At 28.6% G+C, this 12,642-nt stretch carries 8 protein-coding genes, 1 tRNA gene and 1 pseudogene; 5 read left to right on the top strand and 5 right to left on the bottom strand.

Annotated elements, in window-relative coordinates:
* Positions 1 to 120: 120 nt before the first annotated feature.
* Positions 121 to 438 (top strand): hypothetical protein, encoded by a 318-nt coding sequence (locus tag HNP67_RS01090; protein WP_184124179.1) that lies wholly within the window; start codon positions 121 to 123, stop codon positions 436 to 438.
* Between the two features lie 74 nt (positions 439 to 512).
* Here the strand turns inward: HNP67_RS01090 and pfkB are convergent, their stop codons facing one another.
* Positions 513 to 1,436, bottom strand: coding sequence for a 1-phosphofructokinase (gene pfkB / locus HNP67_RS01085; RefSeq protein ID WP_184124177.1), 924 nt, complete (start codon positions 1,434 to 1,436; stop codon positions 513 to 515).
* A gap of 90 nt (positions 1,437 to 1,526) precedes the next feature.
* Here pfkB and HNP67_RS01080 point away from each other — a divergent pair, with 90 nt between their 5' ends.
* Positions 1,527 to 3,395, top strand: a complete 1,869-nt coding sequence (locus HNP67_RS01080; RefSeq protein WP_184124175.1) for a fructose-specific PTS transporter subunit EIIC — start codon at positions 1,527 to 1,529, stop codon at positions 3,393 to 3,395.
* A 20-nt stretch (positions 3,396 to 3,415) separates the two neighbouring features.
* Here the strand turns inward: HNP67_RS01080 and HNP67_RS01075 are convergent, their stop codons facing one another.
* Positions 3,416 to 4,141, bottom strand: a complete 726-nt coding sequence (locus HNP67_RS01075; RefSeq protein ID WP_184124174.1) for a hypothetical protein — start codon at positions 4,139 to 4,141, stop codon at positions 3,416 to 3,418.
* 80 nt (positions 4,142 to 4,221) lie between these two features.
* On the opposite strand from HNP67_RS01075, the gene HNP67_RS01070 reads away from it, so the two are divergent.
* Both HNP67_RS01070 and rnmV read left to right on the top strand, forming a co-directional pair.
* Positions 4,222 to 5,493, top strand: coding sequence for a M18 family aminopeptidase (locus HNP67_RS01070; RefSeq protein WP_184124172.1), 1,272 nt, complete (start codon positions 4,222 to 4,224; stop codon positions 5,491 to 5,493).
* A 2-nt stretch (positions 5,494 to 5,495) separates the two neighbouring features.
* Positions 5,496 to 6,038: pseudogene (rnmV, locus tag HNP67_RS01065) on the top strand (ribonuclease M5); the annotation flags it as partial.
* Here the strand turns inward: rnmV and HNP67_RS01060 are convergent.
* From HNP67_RS01060 to HNP67_RS01050, 3 genes are all read right to left on the bottom strand, one after another.
* A tRNA-Asn gene (locus HNP67_RS01060) sits at positions 6,023 to 6,094 on the bottom strand. The pseudogene rnmV and the gene HNP67_RS01060 overlap by 16 nt on opposite strands.
* Before the next feature lie 42 nt (positions 6,095 to 6,136).
* A complete protein-coding gene (locus HNP67_RS01055) occupies positions 6,137 to 8,230 on the bottom strand; it encodes a LysM peptidoglycan-binding domain-containing protein (protein WP_184124170.1) in 2,094 nt (697 codons plus the stop codon).
* A complete protein-coding gene (locus tag HNP67_RS01050) occupies positions 8,190 to 9,152 on the bottom strand; it encodes a hypothetical protein (RefSeq protein WP_184124168.1) in 963 nt (320 codons plus the stop codon). The genes HNP67_RS01055 and HNP67_RS01050 overlap by 41 nt, the downstream gene beginning before the upstream one ends.
* A 96-nt stretch (positions 9,153 to 9,248) precedes the next feature.
* Between HNP67_RS01050 and mfd the strand changes: the two genes are divergently transcribed.
* Complete coding sequence (gene mfd, locus HNP67_RS01045) at positions 9,249 to 12,623, top strand: transcription-repair coupling factor (RefSeq protein ID WP_184124166.1); 3,375 nt, start codon at positions 9,249 to 9,251, stop codon at positions 12,621 to 12,623.
* Positions 12,624 to 12,642: the final 19 nt, after the last annotated feature.

Below are 12,642 nucleotides of genomic sequence, written 5' to 3'. Positions count from 1 at the left end.
TCTTAGAGAATCTATTGATACTCTAACAAGTCTTTTAATAAAAAAAATTACAAATCTTTGATTTAAAAGGTTATAATTTAAGTAATTAAAAAAAAAGAAAATCTATAAGGAGAATGTAAAATGAATCTACAAAAATATCTATTTTTGACTACTTTACTATTGATTTCAACATCTGTTTTCGCTCAAACCAATACAATAACAAAAGAAAATGTAATTCCAAACGGAAATTTAAGCCAATTTGGAGTAGAAGAGATCTGCCCAATATGCGGATATGTTAACTGTATTTGCGATGAGCAAACTACAGAAATCGCTGCAAAAATCTCTCAATCAAATACAACAGGATTTTTTGTGAGCATAGCTATGTTTGCATTGCTAGCAGTAGTTACAGGATTAGCCCTAGCAAAAAAGAAATTATATAAATCAAAATTAAAAATTTAAGCAAACTAAATACTGTAGCTTTTTAAAAGCTACAGTAAAGTTTCAAAATCAATTCTTCAACTCTATTTAAAAGATTAAGAAGTACAAATATCCTCAACCCTAATCTCACAAAGCATCTTTTTGACATCTTGAAGTTCACAAAGATTGCCTTTTGATGCCGTAGCTGTACCAGCTGCAACACCAAATTTAAATGAATCTTCTAAAGTACTTCCATTATCAAAAGCATACACAAATCCTGCAATCACAGAGTCTCCTGCCCCAATGGTACTAACAGAATGAATCTTTGGAACAAAGGCTCTAAAAGCAACATTTTTATCGCCAATAAAAATAGCTCCTTCACTTCCCATAGAAATTATAATGTTTTGAACCCCACTTTCTACAAGATTTTTTCCGATTTTAATCAATTCTTTTGTAGAATTAAATTTAGCATTAAAAAGATCCCTAAGCTCATAAATATTGGGCTTTATTAAAAATGGATTTAATTTAAGAATTTTTAACAAAGGTTTTCCACTAGTGTCAATGATAAGCTTAACATCATTAGAAATGCTATTGGCTATTTCATTGTATGCATTCTCACCAAGAGCTTTAGGGACGCTTCCTGACATCACCAATATACTATTACTTGTCAAGCTTTTAAGTCTATCTTTCAAAAGTTCAAATTCATTCTCAGAAATATCTGGGGAATTGGCATTAATTTCTGTTTCTCTGCCACTTGCTATCATTTTAATATTTAATCTTGTATCATATTTTATTTTAATAAAATCGTTTTTTATACCCTTAGAATCAAGAGAAAATCTTATATAATCACCCGTAAAACCTCCCAAAAACCCTAAAGCCATACTAGGTTTTCCCAGGTTTTTAAGAACAGTACTTACATTTATTCCCTTCCCGCCAGCAAAAAAATTGTTATTTAAAGCATAATTAAGACTTTCTTCCTGAAATTCTTTTAAAACTATTTTATAATCCACAGAAGGATTGAGTGTTAAAGTATATATCAAGACAATCTCCTTTGATTAATAAAATCAATTAAATAAATAGTAAAATTTAATAAATATATATACACTATATAATATATAAAGGTGATTATTATGCAAAATTTATTTTCAAAAAACTTGATTATTTTAAACTATAATGCAACTAGTAAAGAAGATGTAATTAGAAAAATGGCCAGCATGTTCAATGAAAATGGATACTTAAATGACATGGAAGCATTTATAAAAGAAATTAAAAAAAGAGAAGAAATTAATGGAACAGGGATTGAAGAGCATATAGCCATGCCTCATGCAAAAGGTGATTTCATTAAAAAACACGGAATTGCTATTTTAAGAGTTGTTGGCAATGGTTTTGATTTCAATTCTTCTGATCAAAAGCTTTCAAAACTGTTTTTCATGATGGCTCTACCCGAAAAAACTCCAAGCAATGCACACATCAAAGCTATATCATACCTAAGTAATACTTTTAGCAACAACTTACTAAGACATGAACTTATGAGCACAAATAATGAAGATAAATTTTTAGAAATAATTATGAACAATGGCAATATAAATGAATCCAATAATTTAAATATAAAAAAAGATTTTATTCTTGCCGTAACAGCATGTCCTGTAGGAATAGCTCACACCTATATGGCAGCAGAAAGCCTTAAAAAAGCAGCTTTGGAATTAAATATAAATATAAAAGTAGAAACAAATGGATCTAGTGGAACCGAAAACCCAATAACAGAAGAAGAAATAAAAAAAGCAAAAGGAATCATTATTGCATCTGGCAAAACTATCGACAAAGAAAGATTTAGCGGAAAACCTTTAATCGAAGTAGGAGTAAAAGACGGTATACACAAAGCAAAAGAGCTTATTCAAACAATCCTTAAAAACGAAGCTCAAATTTACAAAAGTAAAACAAACACAACTGTCGAAACTCTCCAAAAACAAAACAAACAAACTGGAATTTATAAACACCTAATGAATGGGGTCTCATTTATGCTTCCATTTGTAGTTTCAGGAGGAATAATAATAGCAATATCATTCATGTTTGGAATCAAAGCATTTGACATAAACGATCCAAGCTACAATAAAATAGCAGATATTCTGATGCAAATCGGCGGTGGAAGCGCATTTGCTTTAATGATCCCAATACTTGCTGGTTATATTTCATTTAGCATAGCAGAAAGACCAGGACTTGCACCCGGAATGATTACAGGATTAATGATGAGCAATGGAAATGCAGGATTTCTAGGAGGTATCTTAGCAGGATTTATTTCAGGCTACGTTACACTAGCTGTAAAAAAAATATCTGACAAAATTATTCCTGGCAATTTAAGAGGAATAAATCCGGTATTAACTTACCCTTTTTTATCAGTTATAATTTCAGGAATTTTGATATATGTAATACTTAGCCCAATATCTGTTATTAATAACTCAATAACAGATATGCTAAATCAACTTAGCGGAACTAATATGGCAATGCTTGGGGCTTTGCTAGGAGGAATGATGGCAATAGATATGGGAGGACCTGTAAATAAAGCTGCATATGCATTTGGAATTGCAATGATAACTGCAAAAAATTATATTCCTCATGCAAGCATAATGGCAGGAGGAATGATACCCCCTATAGGAATTGCTCTTGCCACAAGTTTATTTAAAAACAGATTTTCAAAAGAAGAAAGAGAATCCGGAAAGGTTTGTTATTTTTTAGGAGCATGCTTTATTACAGAAGGAGTAATTCCATTTGCAGCAGCAGATCCTTTAAGGGTGATACCCGCATGCATACTAGGCTCATCTGTAGGAGGATTTGTTTCTGCACTTTTCAAGGTAGAAGTTATAGCACCACATGGCGGAATATTCATTCTACCAATAGTAGTAAACCCATTAATGTGGATAATATCTATCCTAGTAGGATCTATTATAACAGCTGTTTTAATGGGAATTTTTAAAAAAGAATACAAGAATATAAACGATTAAGTTTATATTCTTTAACCCAGTCAATAAACTAATCTAAGTTTTATTGGTGTTTCAAGACTTAATCCTTTAACCATATCCATCTCAAACCTTAGTGTGTTTGAGTTAATTTGTTTAAATCCAAATTGTTCTTGAACATTTCTAGAAGTTTTAACTATAAGATTAAGTTTTGAATTGTCAATAAGTTCGCTTGCTTTGGAAGTAAAATCCGATAAAAAATAAACCAAAACATCTTTATATTCTTTGGCAGACATTGGAATCTCATCCGATGGCAAAAGAGCCGCAAGTGCATCACTAATATATTCTTTATTTTCATTAATATTCTTAGTAGCATTTTCCAAATTAATATTAAGTTCAATAATATTTTTACCATCTTTTTTTTCTATCTTAAACACAGATATATCAGTTTTTTTCATATAATCGCCTAAAATTTTAATTAAATTATCAAACTTAACAACTAAATTAATAGAATCTCCTTGGGTTTTAATGCTCAAAAGCTTAAATCCAAGCTTTTCCTCTCCATTTTTAAAGTATTTTTTTATTTCATCTACAGGGAAAAGAGGCATACTTGCAATTTCCTCTCCCACCAAAGTTGTTAAGAGTTCTTTTCTAATTTTCTCAAATTCTCTATTAACATTAACAAATATTGAAACAATACCACTAATATCATCATTTAACTCAATTTCAACATTAGAGCTACAAGCAAAAAAAATAATCGATAAACTCAAGCTAATAAAATATTTTTTCATAACAAACTCCCAACTAACAGTTAAAACCTATTATAATAGAATATACAGATATAAAGCAACAAAAGTAAAGGAGAACACCTATGGTGCACGATAAAACACTAGACCCAAAATTTTTTCAAAGCCTATTAGACAATAGTCCTACCCCTTATCACCTAGTAAACTATATTGAAGAGAAATTAATAAATTATTTTAATGCACAACAATTACAACTTGATGAAAAATGGAAAATTGAAACAGGATCGTATTACATAAAAAAAGAAGGAACTAGCCTTATTGCCTTTAATATTGATGTCAAAAAAAAATATGAGCCGTTTCTAATAGCAGCAGCACATACAGACAGTCCGGGATTAAAATTAAAAATAGATGCAACAGAAAAAACAAGTGGGGTGTTTTACAACCACATTGAAATTTATGGTGGCCCAATAATTTCTACTTGGATTGACAGAGACTTAAGCTTAGCAGGAATTGTATATTTCAAAAAAAATGATCATATTGATTCAAAATTAATCAATATCGAAAACATAGGAATTATTCCAAACCTTGCAATACATTTAAACCGACAAATTAACGAAGGATTTAAATATAATGCTCATGACAATTTAACAGTAATAAGCAGCACAAAAAAAACAATAAAAGATACTATCTTAGAACAACTTGGAATAGAACATAAAAATTTTCTATCTTGTGATCTAATATTTACAGAATCACAACCTTCCAAAATAATAGGAACTGAAGGAGAATTTTTGGCTTCTAAAAATCTTGACAACAAATCGGGATGCCATGCAATCATGAATTCTTATGTTCATACAAGCAATGATAAAAATAAAATAGCTGTATTTTTTGATAACGAAGAAGTAGGATCTTTAACCTCAAGAGGTGCTGATTCAAATTTTTTATCAGAAGTTTTAGAAAGAATCGATCTTGCTCTTAATTTAACCAGAGAAGAGCATTTAATAAAAACAAACAAATCATTTAATATCTCGATTGACAGCGTTCACGGCATTCATCCAGGATATGCATCTAAACATGATCCAAACTATCAAGCAACTCTGGGTAAAGGCGTATTTGTAAAAAATAGCGCCAATTTCAGATATGCAACAACTTCAACAGGATTTGCAAAATTAAAAAATTTAGCTATTAAAAATAATATTAAGATTCAAGAAATAATAATGAAAGCAAATGTTAATCCAGGCACAACAATTGGTCCAATCTCAAATGCAAGAACAGGAATAGAAACTATTGACATTGGAACACCAATGTGGGCAATGCATTCCCTGCGAGAAACAGTATCAATAGCTGACCACATAGAAGCAATTAAATTGTTAAGGGCTTTCTTTGAAAAAGGAATTTAAAATTGGAAAAAATAAAAGAAATAATTGTGGTTGAGGGAAAAGATGATCTTAAAAGAATCAAAGAATCTTTTGACTGCACAGTAATAGAAACAAAAGGATTTGCTTTAAAAACTGAAACCATTGAATTGTTAAAAAAAGCCTTAAAATACAAAGGAATAATAATCTTAACAGACAGCGATAAATCTGGAAATATTATTAGACAAAAAATAGTCAAACACCTAGGAGAAAATAATAAAATCAAACATGCATATCTTAATACCAAAAACACTGAAGTTGAATCAGTAAATAAAAAAGAAATAATAAAGATACTCAAAGGAGTTGGCACTTTATCTAAAGATAATCAAAAAGATTTATTAACATTAAGCGATTTGTTAGAACTTGGCATAATAGGAGAAAACTCAAAAGAAAATAGACAAAAAATACAAAAACACCTTTGTTTAGGACATGGAAACAACAAAAAACTCTTAGAAAGACTTAATTACTTCAAAATAACAAAAACAGACCTAAAAACCCAATTGATGCTGATTAACTCCCCCAGAAGGACTCGAACCTCCGACCTAGTGGTTAACAGCCACCCGCTCTACCACTGAGCTATAGGGGAAATTGAACACTAGAAATATTATCTTAAATTTAAAAATTTTTGTCAATTATTTTCCAATATTTTTAAAATCCCATTAGCAAGAATTTTAGAATCTTGATCTCTAAGCTTAGAAGACCTAATAGACCAAGCTTCCTCTGGAAATGCTAAATTCCTAACTTCTACTAAAAGCTTAGTCATTACTATATTATTTCTTAAAACATGAAGATTTTGACCCTTAATATAAAAACTTCTTTTCATTCCTTCTGTAATTTTTTCTGCTGCAGACTTTGAATGAATATCATATTTCTTATCGTCATCTTTTTGATAATAAAACCCCATACTCTTAGGCGCTCCAACACTATTATCCGCATGCAAACTGAAAAAGGCTATATCCTTATCTTTAATATGCTTATATTTATTAACAATGTTTTTAACAACGACCAATCTTTTTTTAAGGCCTGATGGAGTGCCGCTTATCCAGGAATCAACAGTATCATTTTTATTTAAATCATAATCATTGTAAACCTCGTTTTTAACATTAACAAAAGTATTGTTAGCAAAAACACTATTCCTAATTAAATGGTCAGGAGCTAAAATAGTAAATTCAACATTGGCTCCTTCTTCCTTAAGGTATACATAAAGCCTTAAAGCAATATCATATACATATTCATCTTCAACAACAAAAACTTCATTTCCAAGACCATCTCTAGACTTAACAATAGCTCCAGGATCAAGACCGCCGTGACCTGGATCAAGAATTATTAACTTATCCTTAAGTCTTGATCCTTTATTAAACCTAGAATTTACTAACTTTTCAAAACTTTTGAAAAGTTGAGTTGCCTTTTTATAAGAATTCAAAGGAGAATGCCAATCTTCTGAATAAAACTCACTTGGCTGACTTATCTTTCTTGGTCTACACCAATAATAGAAGTCACCAACAACCTCAAATATTGGTATTTTAGAATCTAAAATAACTAAAGAGCTAACATCAAAAATATCTTGATGAGCAGCAATTCCAAAAGTATTTAAATTTATCTTTTTGTTTTTACTTGAGGGAAGATTCACTATTGTTTGCACTTTATTAGAAGCATTAGAGCTAGAATCGACTTTGTTTTTAACATATAAATCGTTTTTAGTTTTAATTGCAGAAGAATCAATTGAAAGTTTTTTATCAAAAATTTTCAATTTTTGATCATGCATAATATTGTTACTATTTAAATTATTCCAATTTTTAAGATCCTCAATTAAAACACCATAATGTCTGGCAATGCTATATAAAGTCTCCCCTACAGCAACTGAATGATAAATAAAATTATCATCTATTTTTTTTTCAATTTTTAAATCTCCCTTAACAGATTTTAAATCATTATTTACAATCTTTAAAACATTTAACAATGAACCCGCTTTAAGATTAACAGCCCGATTGCCATTAAGAGCTACAAGATCCTTGGCGGTAACACCATAAATATAAGCTATTCTACCAAGAGTTTCCCCTCTTTTAACATAATGAAAATTAACATTCTTGGTAGCTTTCTTTAAAAAAAGTCGCTGTCCAATCTTTAATTTATCATCATTAAGAAAATTAAATTTTAAAACATCCTTAGAACTAATATCAAAATCCTGAGAAAGTTTTGAAAGTGAATCACCTTTCTTAACCACATAAGGCTTTAAAAAATCAGGCTCAGTTAATACAAGCTTGATTCCAACCTTAAGATCTTTAGAACGCAAATCATTCCAAGCTATTATCTCTTCTTGACTTAGTCCAACAAGCTTTGAGACGCTCTCAACAGAATCGCCCTCTTTTGCAGTGTAAAAAATTATCCCTTTATTAACAGATTCTAGCGAACTAAACGAATGATTGACCTTATGGGCAATGTTTTGACTTAAATTAGAATCACTTGGAATAATTAATATTTGACCTGCCTTAATATTGTCAACACGTAGTTTATTAATCCTTTTAAGATCGCTCACTTTGACTTTGTGATTAATTGCAATTGAAAAAAGAGTATCTCCTTTGACAACCCTATACTCAAAATCTGCATTAAGATTAACAGGACTTATTATTAAAAAATAAAATAATATAATAAGCTCTATAATTTGCAAAACACAAAAAGTTTTACTTTTCCTTAATGCCAGTATTTTGAACAATGTAGTCATAAATTATCCAATAATAATCATATTTTTTGAAGAAGAAAGTATATCTTTTGGAAATATAAAATTGCCCATCGTCAAAATATAAATCAGCAATCACCTTGCCCGAAGTATCAGAATAAGTCGTCTCAATAATAGAAAATTTATTTGGTGCTTTTGAAATATCTGAATTATTAGAATTCCACAAATATTCCTTATACTCTTCAACTGCATTTTTATTAGGAACAGGTGATAACTTTTGCTTATAAAGGTATGCCTTACTTTTGTCATTTAATAACAAACCTTCAATATCAAGATATAAAAAGAATTTTTCTTTTTTTCCAAGCTGCAATGCCTTTAACAAATATTTGACAATCTCATCGGGAGACAATTTTTTCTTTTTCAAGATATCTTGAATATCATTATTTTCAGACAAATTAACAAGATCTATACTGCCTGGATTTTCATCAAAACCATCATTTAAAAAAAGCGTAATAATATTGGATTCTTTTTTCTTAGATGGATCTGAAATGTCTGGGAAAAAAATACCCTTAACAAAATAAACTCCATCTTTACTAAACTTAACAAATTGATTTAAATTAATAACTACAGAAAATTTTTCATTAGGTCTCAAGCTCATATTTCTAACAGGGATTGCAACATTTTTAGATCTCTTTTTAACATATTCAATAGGTCTTTTAACTTTAATATTGGTGGTATCAGTAACATCAAAATCAAAGCCAAAAGAATTAATATCGCCTATTTCTAAAGTTAAAACACTCTCAGATGCATTGCTAAGAGAAACTTCAATAAAAACATTACTATTAACACGATAAATAGATTGATTGAAAAACTTAATTTTAAAATCAAGGCCCTTGTAATCCCCAGCAAACAAAACAAAAGAAATATTCATAAAAAAAATAAAAAAAAACAATTTTCTAATATTCATAAGCTCCCCTAAAAACCTAACCACATTATATATAAAGAAAGTAATAATCCCTATAGTATATTATTATACTAAATTAATTAAACAAAAAGGTAAAAAATGAATATAGATGAAGAACTAACAAAAATATTAAAAAATAATTCCAATTTAAAAAAAATGAAAGAATTTTTAGAACAAAATACATTTTTTTCATTAACAGGATACGAAGGATTTTTCAAAGCCTTTTTAATTAAAAAAATCAAAGAATATAGTAAAACCGGAAAAATAATATTAATAGTTAAAGACGAGCACACATTAGATAAAATCAAAAACGATTTACAAGTAATTACAAGTCAAATCTTTGAGCTTAACTATTTTAGCCCCCTTGTATACAAGGGCATTGGCTCAAAAAATACGATCTTTAACCAAAGAATCAAATTTCTAATCAATTTTTATAGAAAAAATCCTGGAATATATATTACGGTCTTAAAATCATTGCTTAGCAAAATACCTGATAAAAATACAATACTAAAGAACATATATAAAATTGAAAAAAATACCAATATTAATACAACAAACTTTGAAAAAACTCTTATATCATTGGGATATGAAAAAACATTCAGAGTAACAATTCCAGGAGAATTTACAATAAAAGGAGAAATTATAGATCTATACCCCTTTGGAGAGCAAAATCCAATAAGGATTGTACTAAACTTTGACAAAATAGAAGAAATAAGAAAATTCAATCCCTTAACCCAATTAAAACATGATAATAAAATTTTAGAATTCCAAATTCTTCCAAAAAAAGAAATTATTTGGAACAAAGAAGCTATTAACACTCTAAAAACAAAGATTAAACCCACTGAATATAAAAAGATTCTTAAAGAGTTAGATTTAAAAAAAGAAACAAAAACAGAAGAAATGTTTTATCCACTAGTAGCAAATACTTACTTAATTGATGAGATTGATAAACATACACCTATTGTAAACTTTGAAATTAACAATTTAGAAAAAGAAATTGAAAAAATACACCAAGAATACGAAAAGCTTTATAAAGAAGCAAAAGAAGCTGGCAAAAATATAATTGATCCAAAAAGAATTCTCTTAAATTCTAAAACCTTTAATCTAAAAAGCTATGTTTTATTTTCAAAAATTAAAAGCCCTAAATCCAAAGAAATTATAGAATTTACAATCGAAAGTGAGAGAAACTTTTTTTCAAATATAGCGCTTACAAAAAAGGAATTTGAAAATTGGCTAAAAAATGGATTTAAAATCATTATTGCAGCAGAATCTGAATCACAAAAAGAAAAACTTAAATATATTTTCAAAGAATTACCAAAAATATCAATTGAGGTTTTAAAAATATCTAGCTCTTTAATAATAGAAAAAGAAAAAATTGCTATTATTCTAGAATCAAACATTTTCAATACGGGGCAAAAAATAAACAAAACCTTTGAATCTTCAAAAACAAAAGCTATTGACTCTTTCGTTGAGATTGAGAAAAATAGCCATGTAGTTCACATAAACCATGGAATTGGTATATTTAGGCAAATAAAGAGAATAAAAACAAGCTCTCTTGAAAAGGATTATATTGAGATTGAATACGCTGAAGGAGAAAAACTATTTATTCCAATTGAACAAACAAATTTAATCCAAAAATACATTGGAAGTGATCCTAAAAATATTAAATTAGATAAAATCAGTTCTAAAACATGGATAAAAAACAAAGCAAATGCAAAAAAAAGAATCGAAGAGATTGCAGACAAATTAATAGAACTTTATTCAAAAAGAGAAAGCATTAAAGGTATTAAATACCCAGAAGATAACGAATTGCAATTGTTATTTGAATCTGAATTTCCATACGATGAAACTCAAGATCAAATAAGAGCAATAAAAGAAATAAAAGAAGACATGATGAGTTTCAAAGTGATGGACCGCCTTCTTTGTGGAGATGTTGGATTTGGAAAAACTGAAGTTGCCATGAGGGCTGCTTTTAAAGCCGTAATGGGAAACAAACAGGTTATTGTACTCTCACCAACGACCATCTTAGCAGAACAACATTTCAATACATTTAAAAAAAGATTTAAAAATTTTCCAATCAAAATCGAAGTATTAAGCAGATTTATAAAAAATAATACAGAAAACCGGATTTTAAAAGAAATGAAAAGTGGAAAAATTGATATAATCATAGGAACACACAAAATTCTTTCAAAAAAATTCACTTGCAAAAATTTAGGATTAATAATAATTGATGAAGAACAAAGATTTGGTGTAAAAGAAAAAGAAAAACTTAAAGAAATAAGAATTTCGGTTGATTGTCTTGCTCTTTCTGCAACACCAATTCCTAGATCTCTTCACATGTCACTAATTAAGCTCAGAGATATTTCCGTTTTAAAAATTCCACCTAAAAACAGAGTAAAAATAGAAACTTATTTAGAATCGTTTAGCGAACTTTTAATAAAACATGCAATTGAAAGTGAACTATCTCGAGATGGTCAAGTTTTTTTAGTAAATCACAATATTGAAGAACTGCATTATTTAAAAACGCTCATTGAAAAATTAACTCCTTACGCAAGAATTGCAATAATTCATGGAAAACTTACAGGAGATGAGATTGAAGACATAATGCACAATTTTATTAAAAAAGCATATCAAATTTTATTGGCAACAACAATAATTGAAAATGGAATAGACATTCCAAATGCAAATACAATAATAATAAATAATGCAAACAAGTTTGGACTTGCACAGCTATATCAACTAAAAGGAAGAGTTGGAAGAGGATCTAAGAAAGCTTATGCTTATTTTTTATACCAAGATAGCGAAAAGCTAAATGAACGCTCTATTGAAAGACTAAGAGCAATAACCGAATTTTCAGATCTAGGAGCAGGATTTAAAATAGCAATGAAAGATATGGAAATAAGAGGTGTTGGAAATTTACTTGGTAGAGAACAACACGGAGAAATTGAGTCTATTGGATTGGATTACTATCTAACAATGCTAAATAAAGCAATTGAAAAGAAAATGGGAAAAATCTCATCAGAAAAAGAAGTTGATATTGAAATTAACTATAGTGGCTTTATTCCTGAAAATTATGCAAAAAATGAACAGGATAAAATACTAATCTACAAAAAAATCTTTAAAATTCAAACTGAAGAAGAAAGTAAAAAGATAAGATCAGAGCTTCACGACAACTTTGGCCCAATACCCAAAGAAATAAATAATCTATTAATGTTGGCTGAACTTAAGATTTTAGCAAAAGATTTAAATATAACAAAATTAAAAGAAACAAACAAAACTTTAGAAATAGAATATAAAAATATAGAAAGCATTCCTATGGAAAAAATAATAGAAATACTTCAAAAACATCCCAATTTATTAATGTTAAATCCCTCATATCAAAAATCAATATTTTTAAGCTTTAAAAATATTGAAAAATCTGAGAAAATAAATTACATATATAAAAATATTAACTTACTAAAAACAAACACATAGCTTGTCAAATGCAAAAGGA

This window comes from Borreliella californiensis (genome assembly GCF_014205885.1).
GTDB lineage: Bacteria > Spirochaetota > Spirochaetia > Borreliales > Borreliaceae > Borreliella > Borreliella californiensis.
This window is presented reverse-complemented; position numbering and strand designations above follow the sequence as displayed.